This is a genomic window from Piscibacillus halophilus, from assembly GCF_900110685.1.
Taxonomy (GTDB): domain Bacteria; phylum Bacillota; class Bacilli; order Bacillales; family Alkalibacillaceae; genus Piscibacillus; species Piscibacillus halophilus.
In genome coordinates, this window is sequence record NZ_FOES01000021.1 from 1 (window position 1) to 19,611 (window position 19,611).

Annotated in this window: 17 protein-coding genes and 1 pseudogene; 13 read left to right on the top strand and 5 right to left on the bottom strand. The window is 36.5% G+C overall.

The window, feature by feature from the left end:
* From BMY57_RS09910 to BMY57_RS16105, 3 genes are all read left to right on the top strand, one after another.
* Nucleotides 1-262, top strand: a 262-nt coding sequence (locus BMY57_RS09910; protein ID WP_143063820.1) for a transposase, incomplete at its 5' end; no start/stop codon positions are given.
* Between the two features lie 217 nt (nt 263-479).
* Nucleotides 480-1,475, top strand: a complete 996-nt coding sequence (locus tag BMY57_RS09915) for an HNH endonuclease signature motif containing protein (protein WP_091773865.1) — start codon at nt 480-482, stop codon at nt 1,473-1,475.
* Nucleotides 1,476-1,505: 30 nt separating this feature from the next.
* A complete protein-coding gene (locus BMY57_RS16105; RefSeq protein WP_091773867.1) occupies nt 1,506-2,510 on the top strand; it encodes a hypothetical protein in 1,005 nt (334 codons plus the stop codon).
* A 39-nt stretch (nt 2,511-2,549) separates the two neighbouring features.
* Here the strand turns inward: BMY57_RS16105 and BMY57_RS09925 are convergent.
* Together BMY57_RS09925 and BMY57_RS09930 are read right to left on the bottom strand one after the other, a co-directional pair.
* A pseudogene (locus BMY57_RS09925) lies at nt 2,550-2,875 on the bottom strand (nucleoside triphosphate pyrophosphohydrolase).
* A gap of 11 nt (nt 2,876-2,886) precedes the next feature.
* A complete protein-coding gene (locus tag BMY57_RS09930; RefSeq protein ID WP_091773869.1) occupies nt 2,887-4,797 on the bottom strand; it encodes a 3'-5' exonuclease in 1,911 nt (636 codons plus the stop codon).
* 154 nt (nt 4,798-4,951) lie between these two features.
* Between BMY57_RS09930 and BMY57_RS09935 the strand changes: the two genes are divergently transcribed.
* From BMY57_RS09935 to BMY57_RS09945, 4 genes are all read left to right on the top strand, one after another.
* The gene (locus tag BMY57_RS09935; RefSeq protein ID WP_091773870.1) at nt 4,952-5,362 is read left to right on the top strand and encodes a (deoxy)nucleoside triphosphate pyrophosphohydrolase; all 411 of its coding nucleotides are present in this window, start codon (nt 4,952-4,954) and stop codon (nt 5,360-5,362) included.
* Nucleotides 5,363-5,383: 21 nt separating this feature from the next.
* Complete coding sequence (locus BMY57_RS09940) at nt 5,384-8,275, top strand: DEAD/DEAH box helicase (protein ID WP_091773872.1); 2,892 nt, start codon at nt 5,384-5,386, stop codon at nt 8,273-8,275.
* Between the two features lie 65 nt (nt 8,276-8,340).
* Nucleotides 8,341-8,514, top strand: coding sequence for a hypothetical protein (locus BMY57_RS16110; protein ID WP_177176365.1), 174 nt, complete (start codon nt 8,341-8,343; stop codon nt 8,512-8,514).
* A gap of 138 nt (nt 8,515-8,652) precedes the next feature.
* Nucleotides 8,653-9,951 carry a DUF4139 domain-containing protein gene (locus tag BMY57_RS09945; protein ID WP_091773874.1) on the top strand — a complete coding sequence of 433 codons (1,299 nt, stop codon included), beginning with the start codon at nt 8,653-8,655 and terminating at the stop codon, nt 9,949-9,951.
* A gap of 6 nt (nt 9,952-9,957) precedes the next feature.
* Here BMY57_RS09945 and BMY57_RS09950 read toward each other — a convergent pair whose 3' ends face one another.
* Nucleotides 9,958-10,179, bottom strand: a complete 222-nt coding sequence (locus BMY57_RS09950; protein WP_091773876.1) for a hypothetical protein — start codon at nt 10,177-10,179, stop codon at nt 9,958-9,960.
* Nucleotides 10,180-10,254: 75 nt separating this feature from the next.
* Between BMY57_RS09950 and BMY57_RS09955 the strand changes: the two genes are divergently transcribed.
* From BMY57_RS09955 to pdxA, 5 genes are all read left to right on the top strand, one after another.
* On the top strand, nt 10,255-10,500 hold the full coding sequence (locus BMY57_RS09955; protein ID WP_091773878.1) for a hypothetical protein: 246 nt from the start codon (nt 10,255-10,257) through the stop codon (nt 10,498-10,500).
* 102 nt (nt 10,501-10,602) lie between these two features.
* Entirely contained in the window at nt 10,603-12,309 is a 1,707-nt protein-coding gene (locus BMY57_RS09960; RefSeq protein WP_177176366.1) for a sigma-54-dependent transcriptional regulator, read from the top strand.
* A 155-nt stretch (nt 12,310-12,464) separates the two neighbouring features.
* A complete protein-coding gene (locus tag BMY57_RS09965; protein ID WP_091773882.1) occupies nt 12,465-13,457 on the top strand; it encodes a 2-keto-3-deoxygluconate permease in 993 nt (330 codons plus the stop codon).
* A 15-nt stretch (nt 13,458-13,472) separates the two neighbouring features.
* The gene (locus tag BMY57_RS09970) at nt 13,473-14,741 is read left to right on the top strand and encodes a four-carbon acid sugar kinase family protein (RefSeq protein WP_091773884.1); all 1,269 of its coding nucleotides are present in this window, start codon (nt 13,473-13,475) and stop codon (nt 14,739-14,741) included.
* Nucleotides 14,734-15,741, top strand: a complete 1,008-nt coding sequence (pdxA, locus tag BMY57_RS09975) for a 4-hydroxythreonine-4-phosphate dehydrogenase PdxA (protein ID WP_091773886.1) — start codon at nt 14,734-14,736, stop codon at nt 15,739-15,741. The genes BMY57_RS09970 and pdxA overlap by 8 nt, the downstream gene beginning before the upstream one ends.
* 152 nt (nt 15,742-15,893) lie before the next feature.
* On the opposite strand, the gene BMY57_RS09980 is transcribed toward pdxA, so the two are convergent.
* A complete protein-coding gene (locus BMY57_RS09980; RefSeq protein ID WP_091773888.1) occupies nt 15,894-16,916 on the bottom strand; it encodes an aldose epimerase family protein in 1,023 nt (340 codons plus the stop codon).
* A 4-nt stretch (nt 16,917-16,920) separates the two neighbouring features.
* Nucleotides 16,921-18,123 (bottom strand): ROK family transcriptional regulator, encoded by a 1,203-nt coding sequence (locus tag BMY57_RS09985; RefSeq protein ID WP_091773890.1) that lies wholly within the window; start codon nt 18,121-18,123, stop codon nt 16,921-16,923.
* Nucleotides 18,124-18,272: 149 nt separating this feature from the next.
* On the opposite strand from BMY57_RS09985, the gene BMY57_RS09990 reads away from it, so the two are divergent.
* Nucleotides 18,273-19,556, top strand: coding sequence for an extracellular solute-binding protein (locus tag BMY57_RS09990; protein WP_091773891.1), 1,284 nt, complete (start codon nt 18,273-18,275; stop codon nt 19,554-19,556).
* Nucleotides 19,557-19,611 lie beyond the last annotated feature (55 nt).

Sequence of the window (19,611 nt, forward strand, 5' to 3'; positions counted from 1 at the left end):
CTACCCTTCCTCTATTCGTCCGATGATTTACACGACAAACATCATCGAGCGCACCATGAAGGAGTTCAAGAAACGTCTGAAAACGATGAACAGCCTTCCCTCCGAAGAAGCCGTGGAGAAGGTGATTTATATGGTTTCAGATGAATGCAACACCAAATGGTCTACGCGCAAACTCCGTGGGTTCAAAGAAGCAAGCCCTGAACTGCACGCCATGTTTGAGGAACGTTATGGATCTCAGACCGAAAGCGAGGAGGGGAAATAACCCTCCACCGGATCACCCTACTTTTTTACACAAACTTATTGACGGTACCTTAGTATAACTTGATTGAGGAGAAAAGACTATATGTTGAGGGGAGGTTTTTTCTAAAATGATGGTAATATTAAAGGAATTTTTTATATTAATAACAACTTACAAATGATACCATATAAATAATTAGGTATTTATTAATAGATTAATTAAATTGTTGAAGGTGTATGTTATGAGCCATAAATTAAAAGTAGGAGAACTAAAAGAAGATTATTTAACAGATGAAGAAATATGGCGGATATTTACTATGGTACTTTCCACTAAGTCTGCTAAATCATCTACCTACAAATATGCTCTAGTAAAATCGATCATTGAAAACCTTTACCAAGTGAACGACCATTATGAATTAACCTATGATCAATTAGCTTATGGATTCACAAAGGTGTACTGGAACTTAGTCGTTCATCATGATCTAGTAAAGCAAAATAGGGGAGATCGTAATGCAAAAGCTGTCTCCGATATCTTAGATATACAAAAAAGATATAATATCCCTAGTGAATTTAGGTTTGATAAATTAAACTCTGAACTGCAGTTGAAAATTGTATCTAAGGTTAAGTCCGTTATGAAAACTAATGTTTTTGGAGCTTTGTATGGTGACACGGATGGACAGTTCTATGCGTTTGATCATAAGCAGGAATATTTCAAGTTAAAACCATCAGTTCATCAATTTATGATGAAATATCAACTCTTGTTGGTTAATCTAACAAACTATCATATGGCTAAGATGATAGAAGAACTAAATGAAGTACCTAATATTAATTATTTATTGGGTAAAGTCGAAACGGTTGCGAAAAGGAGTTCACTTAAACCGTTTGAGGAAATCTTATTACATTACTTCGAGTCAAGTTGTTTCTATTGTGGCAAAGATTTATCCAAAGAGAATAGTCAAACTGAAGTGGACCACTTCATACCGTGGTCCTTTGTACAATCAGATCAAATTTGGAATTTAGTCCTTTCTTGCAGAAGTTGTAATAACACAAAACGGGATAAGCTACCTGAGCGAGGTTATTTAAACTTAATCATAGATCGTAACGAAGAACTTAAAAATAAAGTTCAAGAATCACAACAAGAAGTGCTTCAAAACTACAAAGATAAAAAGATTATTTTGCTATATGATTATTCAATAAAAAATGGATTTGACGAGATTTGGGTGCCTAATAAAGGGTGAGTATTCTCGTAAATATTAAGGGGGTTAGTAATGAAGGTAGATATTGGAGAATCAATAATGCTCTCATGGTTAAGACATGAAAAGAACTGTCAGCTAGTGCAATTAAATTGGAAGCCATCGATTAACACATGGGAGTTAAGTAATGAGAAAGCATTAGAATACATAATGAAAGAAACAGACCTTATTTTCACAGAAAAATATAACTTGGACTTGTTTAAGAAAAATAGCTCTTATTTACAGTTAATTCAACAAGGTGAGCTTGATGCTATAGGGACTGAAATAAAAGATGGCATTCAAAATATATATGGAATAGATGTTGCTTTTCATGAGAATGGTTTACAATATGGATCTAAAGAGAAGACTGTTGCTCGAGTATTAAAGAAGTTAGTAAGAAGTGCTATGATTATATATGGTTTCTTTAATGTAAGTAAAGCTAATATCATCTTTGCTTCACCAAAGGTTCATAAAGCAACTTATCAGTTATTGATTCCTTGTATAGAAGAATTAAATGACTTTTTTGCTACACTAAATCTCTCTTATGAATTCTCATTAATAATAAACAATGACTTTGAGGAAGAAGTATTCAATAAAGTATTAGATCATCAAAATTCAATTTCTGATACATCAGAGTTATTCATGAGAAGTATGCAGTTGTACAATTTGTTTGGACAAAAAAATGATGTAAGCTTAGAGAATGAACTTAATGATGGTAATGAGGAAAAAGTTGGGAACTTTGTTAGGCGTAAGCTCGATGAATTAATAATGCAAGGTCTATTAACGGATGAAGAGATTGATAATCTCAAAGATCTAAAGTATTCTAAAGACGTTTTCGGTATAAACTACGAATTTTTCCGTGAAATAGAAAATGGTGAAGCAGTCAATAATCGTAGAATAATCAAAGGGAATTCTAGGTACTACTCTAAACCTTATAATATAAACGAGAGAAAACTAATATTATGTAATCAATGGTTCGATAGGAATCGTGATAACTTTTACGCATGGGTTAAACAAATTGAACTATTGAATAACAAATAATATGACTCCAAAAGCTTTTTTGGAGTCATTGTTTTATGGTTACGAATCTTTAACTTCGATTAAGTATACTTTATCTTTAAATCTACCACGCTCAATCGCCTTTTGTTTTCTAATACCTTCAACTTTATCAATTGATCCGCCGTGTATTTGAGAGAGCGAGTGAATAATTTCTAACACATCTGCTAGTTCTCTAGAGATTCACTGTTATCCTCGCTCTCGAAATATTCGTTCACTTCTTCGGTTAGCTTTTTCTTAAGTTCTTTCTCGTACTCTTGGTCATTTAGAATTCGTGTGTCATGATTTAATCCTTGTTTTGCAATAATTTCAGGGATTTTATCTCTAACTAGTTTGTTATAGATTGGCATTTAATCTCTCCTCACACACTATCCCTTTTCTCCTTTTTCAACTCACCTTTTATCTCATCCAAATACTCCGTAAACTTTGATTCGCCAGAATAACTCAACGACAGGTATTTATGGGCTCTAGTCATAGCAATGTACAACAATGAAGCCTCTCTGTTCTCATCTTCTTCCAAAAAGAATGGCATGTTATCTACATTGACGATGAACACAGCTTGGAAGTCTAGTCCTTTACTGGATTCAATGGTGCTAATTTTGACTTGCTGGTCGTTTTTGACGTAATTACGTTTAGATTCTGGATTTTCGCTGATCCAGTAATGTGGAATGTCTTGTTGTTTTAAAGTGTGTTGGATGGTCCCAATGTAATCCTTAGATGATAGCCTTTTAACGCGGTATAAGATGACCATTTCGTCGTAAGGGACCTTTTCTTTCTCGTGTAACTTCTTAATGATTTGTGAAACTTTCTGCATTTCGTCTTTAAAGTTATTAGTTTTATAGATGAATGGTTCAGGACCTTTTCTCGGTGTGGCCTTTGGTGCTATGATCTCACCTTCAAACCCTTGTTCGACGACTTTGTCTTTTAACGTAGAGTTTCTTTGGTAAAATTCCCATGCGAATCGAACAATTTGTTGAGTGTTACGATAGTTAATCGACAAGATTTTAGATCGACCTTGAAAGTTAAGTCCGGTGTCTTGAACATAAGTGCGTTTTCGTTTATAGATCTCCTGGGCTCGGTCCTCTACTAATAATAAGGATTGAGTACTAGGGTTCAAGAGATAACTCACAAGCTGAAGCCATTCTTGTTTAAAGTCCTGCCCTTCATCAATTAAGACAGCGTCGTACTTTTCAATTAGTTGATTATTAGACTTTAATGTTTCAATTAGATTCGGTAGTTGTTGTTCAATAACCTTAAGCTTGTTTTTAAGTAAAGAGTGAAAGTTATAAACGTCAATTTTACCTTCAGGTGTCTGTTCTTCGTCTGGTTCAAACAGAGAAGCTTGCTCACCTTCTTGTTGCACTTCCTTGACTTTAATATCGATCAACTGTTGAAGGTATCTTGAGAGTGAAATGTTGTAACATAGAACTAAGATATTCCAGTCAGGGTTTTCTCTTGCTAATAAGACTGCGCGGGTTGCAAGTATGAGGGTTTTACCACTACCAGCGACACCACGGATAAGTCTATTTTTATCCCCAATATTCTTCGCGTAATTCTCTTGGTGAATATCCATCGTTTTAAGGTTGTGCATTGAAAGTAGAATTTGGTCTTGGTGTGGTACAGGTTCCCGATAGTCAGCACTAATCCTTACCTCAGGGAGTAGGTTGCCTCTAATGGCATTAATGTCAGCGTTACTCAAAGGTTCACGCAACCTGAATGGAATTTTAAACATATTAATAATCTTCTCAATTAACACTTCTTCAGAAAAATCTTCGTTGTCAGGGTCAATTTCATTACGGGCTAAACAGAACTGAGGGCTGATCACGTTGTATAAAGAATGCTTTGTCATATCAGTCGTATGTAGTCGTGTAAAAACAGCCCCATACCCACAAGGAAATTTTAGCTTATGCATATTGCGGCCTTCAGTTTGGATAAGATTCGTATCTTGTTTTAAGAAATTCATAATATGGAAAGTGAATTCTTCTGCTTTTTTATATGGGTTTTTCTCGAAAGCTTGTTGCTGATTTTTACCAAATATAGTCCATTCGTCTTTCGTCGCCTGGACAATCGTTCCTATCGTCCAGTCCTTAACTTCAAGCACAATTAACCCAAGATCAGGGCCTATAATGACAAAGTCAGGTCGTCTGCCGTGAATCTCAGGTTCATAGTAAACCAGATAGTCGTCTGGTAAGTAATTTTTTAATGTATGAAATAATAGACGCTCACCAGCCGTGGCTGTCCGCTTAATCGCCTCTGGTACGGTTTGTGCCATAAACGTCACCTTCTAACATAAGTTGACATTATTTTAACATAATTTGGGTAGGGAGCGGTAAAATCAATTCCTATATGGAAATTTTATCTTAATATTCAAATTTTGTTATAATAAGAAAAGGTATTAACTGTTAATTAAGTTCGGAGGAATAAAAATGAAAAAAGACATATTTGTGGTTGGGGCAGTAATTATAAAAGATGGGAAAGTTTTATGCGCACAAAGGGGGATTGACTCGACCCTTGCATTAAAGTGGGAATTCCCAGGTGGTAAAATTGAAAAAAATGAGTCTCCTCAAGATGCTTTGATTCGTGAAATTAATGAAGAATTCAAATGTGAAGTAGAAATAGGAGAAAAGGTTGAACATACGGTATATGAATATGATTTTGGAATTGTCCATTTAACCACGTACTACTGCAAACTTGTTAGTGGTGAACCAATTTTAACAGAACATGAAAGTATTAAATGGTTAAAACCTGAGGAACTCTCTAAATTGGACTGGGCACCTGCAGATATACCAGCAATAAAGAAAATTGAACGGGATCAACTTATAAATGAAAAGTACTAGGTTTGTGAGGGAGATATTGCAATGGAGGAATTGATTAAAGATATTGAAAGCTCTTTAAGAAAAGGGTTTATAGATCGGAATGTAAAGAGTACGAATAGATATGAACCGCAATTATTAATAAATAATCAAAAGAGTAAAGAAAGCGTTCTTTCTACGTTTCATGAGGAGTTAGAGAACTGTAATACGTTTATATTTTCTGTTGCATTCATAACAGAAAGTGGTTTAGCAACGCTAAAATCATTGCTGCTGGACCTTAAAAGAAAAGGTATAAATGGAAAAATCCTCACATCTACGTTTTTACACTTTAATCAACCAAAAGTTTTTAAAGAATTATTAAAAGTTACTAATGTTGAGGTGCGACTAACAGATGTGGAAGGTTTCCATGCGAAAGGGTACATATTCGAGCATAACTCGTATCACTCACTGATCATAGGAAGCTCAAACTTAACAGCTCAAGCGTTGAAGGTTAACCATGAGTGGAATGTGAAACTAACTTCTTATGATAATGGTGATTTGATTAATCATTTCAAAAACCAATTTGAAGAGATATGGAATTCTGCTCAACCATTAACAAATAAGTGGATTGAAAGTTATGAGAAGCAGTATCAACCTATGTCCAAAGAAGAGTATGTTGATAAAGTCATAGAGTTGCCTGAGGCTTATCAAGTTAATTCAATTGAGAAATCCATGGAAATAGAACCAAATAAAATGCAAGTTGCTGCATTAAGTGAAATCCAAGCAGTAAGAGATGCTGGACATGATAAAGGCTTAGTCGTATCAGCAACAGGAACTGGGAAAACGTTTTTATCTGCTTTTGATGTAAGAAAGTATGCGCCAAAGCGAATGCTATTTATTGTTCATAGAGAGCAAATTTTAAAGAAGGCCAAAGAGGACTTTAGAACAATATTGGGTGGTAAAGACGAGGATTACGGATTCTTAAGTGGTTCAAGCAAGGACCTTAATGCTAGATATTTATTTGCCACGATTCAATCGATTTCTAAAGATGAAACTTTAACCTCTCTTGACCCGGGTTCGTTTGACTATATACTGGTTGATGAAGTACACAAAGCTGGCGCAATGTCTTATCAAAAGGTCATAGACTATTTTGAACCAGAGTTTTTGATGGGGATGACAGCGACTCCAGAGAGAACCGATGATTTTAATATTTATGAGTTATTTGATTACAACATTGCATATGAAATACGGTTACAAGAAGCTTTGGAAGAGGATATGCTTTGTCCATTTCATTATTTTGGTGTGACGGATTTTGAAATTAATGGTGAAACAATTGATGAAACAACCCAGCTTGCTAAACTTGTAACTAATGAGCGGGTTGATCACATACTAGATAAAGTAAATTACTATGGATATTCAGGTAAGAAAGTTAGAGGTTTAATGTTTTGTAGCAGAAAAGATGAAGCCAAGAGACTTTCAGAATCGTTGAATGACAGAGGTCTAAAAACGGTAGCACTAACGGGAGATGATTCACAAAAATATCGACTTGAATGTGTTGAAAAACTGGAAAATGAAGAGTTAGATTACATTTTAACGGTTGATATTTTTAATGAAGGTATAGATATCCCAAGTATTAACCAAGTTGTCATGTTAAGACAGACTCAATCGAGTATAATCTTTGTCCAGCAATTAGGACGCGGTTTGAGAAAGCATGATACTAAAGAGTTTGTCACAATTATAGATTTTATTGGTAATTACAAAAAGAATTACTTAATTCCGGTTGCCCTCTCTGGGGATCGTTCGCAAAACAAGGATAATATAAGGCGTAAAACAGTTGATACAAGTTACATTACTGGTGTGTCAACGATTAACTTTGAAGAGGTTGCTAAGAAAAGAATCTATGACTCTATTAATAATGAAAACTTATCACAACTAAAAATATTAAAAGACGAGTTCCAACAATTGAAGAACAAGTTAGGTAAGACTCCTTATTTAGTTGACTTTTGGAAGAACAATTCTATTGATCCAGAGGTAATAGTTGATAAATACGATAACTACTATGATTTTTTATTAAAGGTTAAGGAAAAGGATCTACCACCTATAGATATACAAGAATTTAAAGTGTTAACAATGTTGTCTAAAGAATTGCTTAATGGTAAACGACTTCATGAAATAGCTCTTCTTGAACTAGTATTAGAAAACGGACAGACAAATGAAAGTGTTTATATTAATAGACTTAATGAACTGGGGTGTCAGACAAATCAAGATTCATTAGAATCCGTTAAAAGTATATATAATTTATCTTTTTTCAAAAGCAACGATATTAAAAAGTACGGTGGCGATTCAATCATAGAATTTAACGGACAAACTGTTACTCTTAACCCTAGAATACTGAATTCAATTAACAACAATGAGTACTTTAAAAAATTAGTATTAGACATTTTAGAAACATCAAAAGAGAAGGCAAAAGGGTACCGCTGCGATGAACCTTTTACTTTATATGAAAAATACTCAAGAAAAGATGCTTGTAAGCTTTTAAATTGGGAACAAGATGAAAGCTCCACAGTCTATGGCTATAAAGTAAAACACGGAACATGTCCAATATTTGTGACCTACCATAAGGAAGACGTTGAATCTAGTATCGATTATGGCGATGAATTAATTAGTCCTGAAGTTTTCAAATGGTACACGCGTAGTAATAGAACATTAAAATCCAAAGAAGTCCAGAAGATCATACAAGCTGAAGAGAATGGACTCGATATCCATATATTCATTAAAAAAGATGACGATGAAGGTAAGGATTTTTATTATTTAGGTAGAGCAAAACCAGATCAATCCACAGTTGTGCAAGATCGTATGTTGGATAAGCACGGAAAAGAAATACCAGTTGTTTATATGCATATGTTGCTAGAAGAGCCAGTAGAGTATAAGTTGATTAAGTATATTAGAGATGAGTGAGCTTTTTTATATAGTGACTTAGGCGAATAAGAATATACTATAAATTTGCAAAGGGGTTAGGGTAAATGGATCCACTAAAAATATTATTTCTTCTATTAGTATTGTTTGCGGGTGTCGCTTGGCTTGTTAGTCGACACTATGCAAAAAAGAAAGATAATGCCAAAATGGGTTTTATTTATATGCAAGTGAGTTTTGTATTCCAATTGGTTGCTGTTATTGTTTTCTTTTATACTATTTAAAATACTCTTTTTGAAAAGGGTCGAATTGCACTAAAGAATTAATTAGGATCTTGGAGTCTTATAAGAGGTTCCAAGTTTTTTATAAAAAGAGGATTCCTTACGTCAATATGGAAATGGAAAGTAATAGGAGGTGCTGGGATGTTCATTTCCAAAGGCCAGGATACTAAGGATTTAGCCATTACTGTTTACAACCAAAACTTCGCAGTGGTAAAAGACCAGCGTTCATTTGATGGCTACAATCAAGAGCATTTAGTTCGGTTTGAGGATGTATCGGAAAAGATTGAAACGGATTCGATTATTGTTGATGGATTGAATATTAAGGAGCTTAACTATGATCACGATTTGGTCAATAAAGAGAAGTTGTTAAAGAAGTATATTGGTCAAGAAGTACAGTTATTCGATTCTAAGACAAGAGAGAAAGACATATATCGCCTGTTAAGTGTAGAAAATGGGTTAGTGTTAGAACACCTTGAAACAGGTGAAATTGTTTTAAACCCTCCTGAAGAAAATTTGATTTTACCAAAGCTACCAAATGGTCTTATTATAAAGCCATCTTTAATCTGGGAAGTTGAACCTAAAGATGTTGATGGGGTCCATGTGACTTATACAACTGGTGGATTAAGATGGAAAGCTAATTATGTCATTCATTTAAATGGAGATACGTTTGACTTAACTGCATGGCTTTTACTACATAATGAATCTGGAACGAATTTTGAAAATGTGCGGTTAAAGCTTATAGCGGGTGATGTGAATCGTGTGACGGAAGAGGACTTAATTAGGTTACCTGATGAACCTGGGGTGTTATATGATGTATCACCACCCATTATAGAAAAGAGTTTTTCTGATTTTCATCTTTATACATTACAACGAAAGACCACGATCAAGAACCAACAGGAAAAACAAATTACGTTGTTTGAAGCGACTGGGGTACCCTTCAAACGATATTATCGCTTAGAGAATCATGAGAATGAAGCGGATATCATGTTGAAGTTCTATAATAGTGAAGATCAAAATCTAGGTATGCCTTTTCCTGCTGGGAAGGTGAAAGTCTATAGTGAGGATGAGGCTGATGGAAGTCTTGAGTTGGTAGGGGAAGATCAGATTAATCATCAGTCTATAAATACCGATGTTGAATTGAATTTAGGTAAGGCGTTTGACATTAACTGCGACAACCGCCAGATTGATCGTTATAAACAAGGGATCTATGAGTATTTCGAGTACCAATACGAGATTAGAAATAATAAGGGTGAGGTTGCGCCAATGAACATAGCTCATCATATACGCCATCGTCATTGGGAAATGGTAGAGTCTTCCCATGCATACGATAAGGTGAGAAGTGATGAGATTGAATTTAATGTGGATGTACCCGCTAATGAGGAGGAGACCATAAATTTTAAATATCGCGTTGATACGAGTACAACAATCAAAGTGAGATAAGGGAAGTTAAGCTCGCTTTAACTTCCCAGTTGCGAAGTATGAGATGAATAATGCTATTCCTGGTACTAGTGGTAAAACCACCATCCATCCTAAGAAATAAAAGATAGGTGTGAGAATGAAAAGTCCACCAAAAAATAAATGAAGTATTGATCGGCGTTTCCAGCCAAAGACAGACCAAATGAAACCTATCACCATCACGATGACAAGAGTTAAATTCAACCAAATCATGATATTCGCTCCTAGAATTAAACTTACTTACACTTTACATCGAAAAATATTCATAAACAAGGGGGTTAAATTGGAATGGCAGTTTGTACATATTGCCAGCACCAATGGTCTAGAAAAGAGATTTGGTTAGCGGGTTGGTCTAAAAATGGCAGAGTATGTGTGAATTGTGGTGAGAGACAGTACATATCAAGTCCAACTCAAAGATTTTTAACGGCTGGTTATATAAGTTGGTTATTCGTATTAATTCTACCGTTCGCTATATACTTCTATCCTAATAAAATCCATTTAAGTGACAAGAACGAAGGGTTGTTTGATTACTAGAGATCAAGCAGCTCTTTTTGGTGTGTTTTTCTAAATTTATTGCATTTTGCATCAGGTTATGTTTTCCTTGAGATATCATATGTTCGTGTTAGGGGTATGATTATGAAAGTTAAAGTGATGTTTATTGCGCCTTATCAAGCGATGGTCCCGTTAGTGGAAGAGTGTAAGGCCGATTTAACAGATTTGGAGATTGATTTAGAAGTTGGAAACTTACAAGATGGGGTTGAGATTGCTAAGCAAGCAGAGTTAGCTGGCTATCATATTATTATCAGTCGTGGGGGAACGGCTCAAATGATTCGAAAAGCGATCTCATTACCTGTCGTTGACGTCAATATAACGGGTTATGATATTCTTCGGATTCTAACATTGGCAAAAAATTTTAGTGAGAAGAAGGCTTTAGTTGGTTTTACGAATATTACCTTGGGTGCTCAATCGATCGCGGATGTGCTAGATTATCCTATCGATGTTTATTCAATCAAACAAGCGGATGATGTTAAGGAGCTTTTACCTAAATTAAAAGCTGAAGGGTATGGATTAATCCTCGGGGACGTCGTGACGGTAGAGGAAGCCAACCGACATGGGATGGAAGGTGTTCTTCTTCAGTCAGGTCGTGAAGCGATTTATAGCGCGTTTAATAAGGCGAAGCAGCAGTTTGTTTATCACCGATATAATTTGTCTCGGATTGGGCTTTTAACTGAACGTTTAAAAGAGCATCAGGAAGACCTGATCATTGTAAATGAAAACGGTGGGATTGTTCATGAAGTCTGGACCTCGTTTGAAAGTTTACCGATTTCTTATGATACGTTACAGGATTTTAGTGAGCAGGTATTAATTCATGGAACGGTTCGTGAGTTTGTGAATGTCAATATAGGGCAAGAAATTGAAGTTTATGGCTATAAGAATGAGATCTTTAATAAGACTTATTTCATTTTCACTTTCTCTTTAAATGTAAATGCCTTCAATCGTTTAAATGGGATTCGTGTACAAGCTGAAAATCAAAAGCCTAAATTGATTCATCAGAGTGAAGCGATGAATCAAGCTTTAAAGGTGATTGACCAAAGTGTTAATCAACATCAGTTGTATGTGTTGTATGGTGAACCTGGGTCTGGTAAAGGTTTATTTGCTGAATATATTCATTACAAAACGAATGGGTCAAGCTTATTAGTTGTGATTGACTTTAAAAATTGTCAGGCAGCGGATTTGAATCGAATCTTAAGCTCAAATGTTAAAACAATCTATTTTAAAAACATTGATGAGCAACCAGCAACAGAGAAGCTTAATTTAATCAGAACGTATCTTTATCAACTTATAAATCAAGGTATAAGAGTCATACTTTCGTCCAGGCCAGATTGGTTGAATGAATTAGTGATTAATGACGATCAATTAGTCGAAGTATATGTACCGTCGTTAGATCAACGTGATGAAGATTTTAAAGGGTTAGTGACTTTATTTATGACAGAATTCCATCAAACGTTAGGAACTCAACCGATTAGAGTCAAAGAAGAAGCAATCAAGGAAATGAAAAAAGTAAATTGGCCTCACAATGTTCGTGAGCTTAAATCGTTCATTAAGACATTAGTGCTTTCGGAAAAAGGTTATGTCATTGAAACATCTAGAGTGAAAGCATTATTAAATGAAAAGAAAAAGTCGGAAAATAAGAAAGTCCCTGTTTTAGAAGGGACGCTAGAAGAAATCGAGTCGCGCGTGATTGAAGCGGTATTAGAGGAAGAAGATTTTAATCAATCGAAAACTGCTAAACGATTAGGGATTAATCGTTCGACTTTATGGCGTAAGCTAAATAAATCATAGCTTACGTTTTTATTTTTAGTTAATTGTTTAAAAATGCAACGATTTTGTTTAATGTTAAAATTTTTTGTTTATAATGTGTTGCTAAATAGAACGATGTCACCTATTATAATTTGTGAAAGCGTTTTAATATTTTTCTTTTAGGGAGGCAATCACTTATGCGTATTAAAGCAACTTTAGAACGTATCCCGGGTGGAATGATGGTGGTGCCATTATTATTGGCAGCTACGATCAATACGTTCTTTCCTGATTTACTAAGAATCGGAAACTTTACTGAAGAGTTATTTGTGAATGGTGCTTTAACGCTAATTGCGTTATTCCTTTTATGTACAGGGGCACAGATTAATCTTAGATCATTTGGTGTCTCACTTGCTAAAGGTGGGGTGCTATTAGGAACAAAATGGGCCGTTGGTGCGGTATTTGGTTTACTAGCTTATATGTTTGCTGGAAGTGATGGTTTATGGTTAGGTCTTGCACCTGTGGCGGTCATCGCGGCGATGACAAACAGTAACGGTGGCCTTTATGTGGCATTAGTTGGTCAATACGGTAATAAAGATGACCGTGCAGCTTATTCATTACTAGCTTTAAACGATGGTCCATTCTTAACGATGGTGGCTCTATCCGTTTTTGGTGCGATGGGCTTCGTTGATGGCATGTTCTCAATCGTATCATTTATTGCCGTGCTATTACCTATTTTAATTGGTATGGTCTTAGGTAATTTAGATGAAGAAATGCGTGAGTTCTTAGATAAAGGTAGTTCTATGTTAATTCCATTCTTCGCTTTTGCATTAGGTATGGGAATTGATTATGCGGCGATTCTTGAAGGTGGATTAGCTGGTGTCATTTTAGGATTACTAACGGTATTTGTAACAGGTACAGCTGGTTTCTTCGTATTTAAAGCTTTAAAATGGAACCCAATTGTTGGGGCGTCTGAAGGTTCTACAGCAGGTAACGCGGTTGCGACACCTGCAGCGATTGCAGCAGCGAGTGCATCGTTTGAACCATTAGCTGATATCGCGACCGTTCAAGTAGCAGCAGCAACCGTAACGACAGCTATTCTCTTGCCGTTGTATATTGCCTTTTTAGTTAAGCGTCTAGAGAAAAAAGGGTTTAAATTTGAAAACGGAGAGATGGTAGAAGGTAACGCTTAAAGGTGAGTGACTTCAATGGAAAAACTATTAGGAATTATAGCAGATGATTTTACAGGAGCTAATGATACAGGGATCCAATTAAGCAAAAAGGGTTATTCAACGAATGTGTTAGTTGACCTCCCAAAAGATCATATAAATAATCAAGCTCAAGTCACGATTATAGATACAGATACTCGTGCGGCATCTCCTGATCAAGCTCAAGATAAAGTTAAAAAGGTAGCGTCTTTTTTACAGATAAATAATATCAATCAGTTTTATAAAAAAGTAGATTCAACGTTAAGAGGGCAAGTAGGGGCCGAAATATTAGCTCTTGAAGAGGCCGTGACCCCGGATGTGGTCGTGATTGCTCCTGCCTATCCAAGTCTGGGTCGTGTTACAACGGGTGGTGTGCATTATGTTGATGGCCAACCGGTTGCCGAGACAGAGTTTGGCCGTGACCCGAAGACACCTGTAAAAGATAGCCGAATAATCGAGTTATTGAAGCCTTATGGCAAAGAGCGAATCACGCCGTTTGTTCCGGGTGATGATGTTGAATCGGTTGAGGAAAAATTAAACCAAGGTCAAAAATGGTTTGTTTGCGATGTAGAAGAAGACCAAGATTTAAGAACCATTACAAACGTTTTTTCTGAATTAAATCTAAATATCTTGTGGGTTGGTTCTGCGGGCTTAATAGAATTTATTGACTTCGAACTAGATCATGAAGGAGTAGTATCTGAGTTTTCAGCCTCTGATTCGTCAAGTCATGTATTGACCGTTTCAGGAAGTTTATCGCAGAAAACCAAGTCTCAATTAATTGAGTTATCGAAATTAGATCACGTCCAAACGTTAGAGGTTAGCCCGATTGATTTATTAAATGGTAACGTATTAAAAAGTTCTGATTTGGACCAACTATGGACGAAGCAAGATGTCTTGTTATTCGTTGACTCAAGTGATAAAAATATTGAAGAAGCTAACCAATATCGAGAACAATATAGATTGACTAAAGAAGAAGTAGGGCTCAAGATCTCGCAAGGGCTAGCGATAATTACAAAAGAGATGGTTAAAAAGTTTTCGATTAACCATATGATTCTAACTGGCGGAGATACTGCAAAAGCTGTTTGCAGTGAGTTAGGAATATCAGTCTTAGAATTAGTCAAAGAGATTGAAACGGGAATACCTTTAGGGAAAGCCCAATTGAATGGTGTTGACCAATGGATAGTGACTAAAGCCGGTGGATTCGGAAATGAACAGTCGCTTGTTCATGCCACGAAATTCTTGAAGGGAATGAAACATCACGATGAGTAATAAACCGATTGTTGGAATTACAATGGGAGACGCAGCTGGTGTAGGACCAGAAATTATTCTAAAGAGTTTAATGAATGCAGATGTGTATGAGTGGTGTCGTCCATTAGTCATTGGAGATGCAAAAATATTAGAAAATGCTAAGCGAGTAGTGGATGGAGAGCATCTAACGATTCAGCCGATTAGCGATGTGCGTGAAGGTAAGTTTCGTTTGGGAAATGTGCCATGTATTGATCTGAACCTTCTGCCTGAAGATTTGCCTCTAGGAGAGGTGTCGGCTGTTAGTGGAGATGCAGCTTATCAATTTTTAGCTCAAGCCATTGAATTAGCTAAAAAAGGTGACATTCAAGCTATTTGCACGGCTCCATTAAATAAAGAAGCCTTGCACCTTGGGGGGCATAAGTATCCTGGACACACGGAGATTTTAGCGCAATTAACGGATACAAAGGATTATGCGATGATGCTCTCAGCGCCTGAATTGAAAGTGATTCATGTAACGACTCATGTAGGTTTAATCGATGCTGTGAAGCAAATCAATCCGGACCGTGTATATAGTGTTATTAAAATGGCTCATGAAACGTTAAAGAAAGCAGGAAATGAGCAACCGAAAATTGCTGTTTGTGGTATAAATCCTCACGCAGGAGAGAACGGCTTATTTGGTTATGGTGAGGAAGAAGAGAAGGTTATTCCTGGAGTTGAGCGTGCGGCGAATGAAGGGATTGACGTTCAAGGTCCACTTCCAGCCGATACGTTATTCTTCCGTGCTGTACGTGGTGACTTTGACATCGTGGTGGCGATGTATCATGACCAAGGCCACGGTCCAATTAAAGTATTAGGATTGGATGCTGGCGTTAACATTACTGTTGGCTTACCAATCATTCGTACTAGTGTGGATCACGGTACAGCTTTTGATATTGCAGGTAAAGGAATTGCGGATGAAAAGAGTTTAATTGAAGCGATTAGACAAGGTGTCGAACTAGCACCTAAAAGCTTTGATGTCTAAGAACTGAATAATTTAAGCGTCAAAAATATGACCCCTGGGGAGAACCAGGGGTTTGTTTTTAATTCATAATAACCAAATATAACAATACTTAATTAGTATATTGGATAAACAAAGTTTATAAAATTATAGTACGAATGTAAGTGACTGCACTATTACGTTAAGATTTTAAACGTTGTTCTTTGGTGGTAGGTTCCTGAGATGATAATCGAAGGTAGTGGCATGTCTAAAAGACTTGCAGGATGTGCTTGAGTTTCAAAACATACGCCTAAATGTTTTTGCCCAGTTCTTTGGTTAATATTAAATTGGCTGTCTATGTTGTTTCCTGAGTACATAATCATTCCAGGTTGGTTAGTTTCAATTAATAGTTTACGGCCTGATTTTGATTCACTTACTTGAACCTTTGGTTGTTCGTTGTCAAATAAGAAATAGTGATCATAGCCTCTGTTTGCTATGTAATGTTGCTCGTGAGATGACTCCAACCCTTCTTTTAGATCGCGGCCATGACGAAAATCAAATGTGGTTCCTTCATTGTTTAATGGACAACCGGTTGGAATTAGGTTCTGGTCGAGTTCCAGTATCTTTGAAGCAGGAAACTTCACGTGATGTTGATGAATGGTCTGTTTAGCGTCTCCGGATAAATTAAAATAAGTATGATTGGTTAAGGCAATTGGTGTTGGTAGATTAGGTTGCGCTTCGTAATCAATTGAAAGCTGGTTGTCGTTCGTTAATGTATAGGTAACGCTAATATCGACATCGCCTGGATAACCGTCTTCTAATTCTTTAGCTGTTGTTGTCATTTGAACACCAATTGCATCTCGGGTTTTAAATGGAGTTGAACTCCATAAATGGTGGTGTAGCCCTTTTGAACCGCCATGCAAGTGGTGTTCGCCATCATTTTGTTCAAGGTGGTAAGTTGTCTGATTTACAGTAAAAGAAGCATTTTTAATTCTTCCAGCAACTCTTCCGATAACAGAACCTAAAAATAAGGGGTTCTCTTCATACATATCATAATCATCGTAGCTCAAGACGATATTTTCAATCTGACCGTCTTGATCTGGGGCAAGCCACTTCGTAATAGTTGCACCATAATCTAGTAGGCTAATCGATACGTGATGGTCATTTGTCAATGTATATTCGGTCCATTTGTTAAGTATGGTCTTTTGTTTAATGTTCATCTAATCACCTAAATGCCGTATTGGTCCCGTTTGTTAAGCTAATCATGAGAAATTTTTCAATGGTAAAGGCGCTTACACCTAATGAAGCTGAGTAACTATTTAACGTTGAAAACTGGATTGATAAGTCTTCTTGGAAGAAAGAAAGCAAATTTTGTTTAAGCTTTTGATCCAAAGATGGTTTAATCCAATTATTCGCCATGGCAAGGCGATTACCGATAATGATCTGTTCAGGGTTGAATGTATTGATAATATTGGTGATGCCTATTCCAAGCAGCTCTCCAATTTCAGAGAAAATATCATTGGCTTTTGAGTTGCCTTGTTCAGCTAGGTGAATCAGGTTCTCGAGTGTTGCTTTTTCATTAGGAATGTCTGCTTCCTTGGCTTTTTCGATAATGGTTTGTTCTGAAGCATAGAGTTCCCAACATCCACGGTTTCCGCAACGACATAGTTTACCGTTCAATTCGACTGTCATGTGCCCCATTTCACCTGAAAAACCGTTATTCCCTTTATATAGTTTCCCGTTAATGATTAAGCCGACTCCGATCCCAATCCCAGCACTAATGTAAGCAATGTTGTCAAATCCTCTTCCAACTCCATATATTTTCTCACCGTAAGAGCCTGCGTTTGCTTCATTTTCAACCGTAACAGGGACTTGAAATAACCTTTCCATATGTTCTTTTAAAGGTATATCGCGCCAACCTAAGTTAGGGGCTAATAATACCATTCCGTTCTTGTGTACGGTGCCTGGTACACCTACGCCAATTCCAACTAATCCATATGGGGTGGGATTCATTTGGCTTTTTAGATAATCCACTATGGATTGAACTTGATCCATTACGCTTTCAAATTCGTGGTGATTAAGGTCAACTTTCTTTTCCGTTATGATTTCACCGTTTAAGTTGGTTAAGATGCCTAAAAGATAATTGACTCCAATATCAATGCCGATGGAATAGCCAGCGTTAGAGTTGAATAATAGCATGATCGGACGTCTACCGCCTGATGATTGTCCGGGGCCAGTTTCTGTTACGATTTGGTCTTCTATAAGTTCGTTAACCAAAGAGGAGACCGTACCTTTATTAAGCTGAGTTAGTTCTGCGATGGACGCTCTTGAGATGGGGGAATGGTTTTTAATGGCTTCAAGAACCAAAGATTTGTTCCCTTTTTTTACTTCATACTGGTTGAACGTCTTGCTACCGAAATTGTACATGTTAATCTCCTTTAACAACTGTGATTAATGTCATTATACTATCAAATTTAAAAAATTTAAATAACTTTGTTTATCTACTAGACAAACTAAGTGGCTGTTGTTATACTTTAGTTAAAATTCAGAATTTTTATGAGGGGGATTTTTTTAGGATGAAAAGGAAAGCGGTTTCATTAATGTTTTTAGTTCTGTCGAGCTTCCTAGTGTTAACTGCTTGTTCAAGTGATGAAGAAGGTAGTGGTGATGATGAGAAAGTTGTAGAGTTTATGCATCTTTGGCCTGAAGGTAACTCAACGGCGCACTACAATATTGTAAACGATATTGTTGAAGAGTTTGAAAGTGAAAATCCGGGTGTAAAAGTTGAACTTGAGGTTTTAAGTAATGAACAGTACAAGGATAAGATTAAAGTATTATCTTCATCTAATGAATTACCAGATGTCGGCATGACGTGGGCAGCTGGTTATATGGAGCCATTTATTGAAGGAGATCAGTTTGCTTCTTTAAATGACATTTTAGATGGAGAGTTTGGAGATTTGTTTGTTCCAGGTACAGTAGATGCTTATAGCTTTGATGAGGAAGCGTATGGTTTACCATTAGAGCTAAACATTGCACCTGTGTTTTATAACCAAGCTATATTTGAAGAACATGGGTTAGAAGCACCTGAGACATATGATGATTTCTTAAATATTGTGGATGTTTTAACGGAAAATGATGTGGCACCTATTGCATTGGGTAACAAAGATGCTTGGACTGGATCTCTATGGTATATGTATCTAGCAGACCGAATAGGAGGTCCTACGTTATTAACAGATGCGATTAATGGGGACGCTAATTTCACTGATGATGCTTTTGTAAACGCTGCCAATGAAATTCAGAGCCTAGTAGACAAAGGTGCTTTTGTTAAAGGGTTCAATGGTCTTGGTGATCAGGAAGCCAAAAGTATGTTTATGAATGAACAGGCGGCTATGTATTTAATTGGTTCTTGGGATCTTCCTAACTACACAACGAGCGAGGATGTTCCTCAAGAATTCAGGGATTCTATCGACTACTTTAAGTTCCCTACGGTCGATGGAAATGGCGATGTTGATAGTTTTGTAGGTGGACCTGGAGTTGGCTTATTTGTCTCTGAGAATTCCGAAGTGAAAGACGAAGCGAAGGCATTTGTTCAATTCTTTGTTGAACAGTGGGGAGAAGAAGCAGTACAAGAAGCTGGTGTTATTCCTGCTACGAAAGTAGACACGGACGAAGTAGACTTACATCAAATGTATATCGATGTTTTAGATGATTTAAGCAATGCTAGTAATATTACATTGTTTGCGGATGTTCAAATGTCACCTGATGCAGCTCAAAAACATTTAGATTTAATTCAAGGGCTATTCGGAGCTGAAGTGACACCTGAAGAATTTGCGGAAGAACATGAAAAAGCAATGGAATAATCAACTTGTTGGATTGAGAAGGGGCATACCTTATGGTGTGTTCCTTTTCACTAAT